General features: G+C 40.8%; 1 protein-coding gene. It reads right to left on the bottom strand.

The window, feature by feature from the left end:
• Positions 1–544, bottom strand: a 544-nt coding sequence (locus tag ACU8YE_RS24160) for a DNA gyrase C-terminal beta-propeller domain-containing protein (protein ID WP_446929897.1), incomplete at both ends; no start/stop codon positions are given.

Genomic DNA, 544 nt, shown 5'->3' with positions numbered 1-544 from the left:
GTTCTACAACAGCCATTGTTACCACTTTGGCACCATCTTCCATTCTCATTAAACGAACCCCTAATGTTGCGCGTCCTGTTTGAGAAACAGAATCAACGTTAAAGCGGATAATGACGCCTTTGTTCGTAATCAATAAGATATCTTCATCACCATTGACCGTGGTTAAACCAGCTAATGGACCATTTTTCTCAGTGATATTTGCTGTCTTAATCCCTTTACCGCCACGTCCTTTAACTGGATATTCAGAGGCTTTTGTACGCTTACCATAACCATTTTCAGTAATGACTAGGACTTCTTTATTTTCATCCAGAATCGCTGCGCCGACCACATAATCATTTTCGCGGAGACGGATTCCACGAACACCTGATGCTGTCCGGCCCATATCACGTACAGTATTTTCATCAAATGTGACAGAGTATCCTGCATGTGTTCCGATAATCATCTTCTGATTGCCATTAGTCGTTACTACGTTAACTAACTCATCATCTTCTTTTAAGCTAATGGCGATTAATCCATTACTACGGATATTAGAAAAGGCTGTTAC

The sequence above is a fragment of the Ralstonia sp. VS2407 genome, from assembly GCF_052950655.1.
The sequence above is the reverse complement of the archived record's forward strand: the minus strand, read 5'-3'. Positions and strand labels throughout refer to the sequence as shown.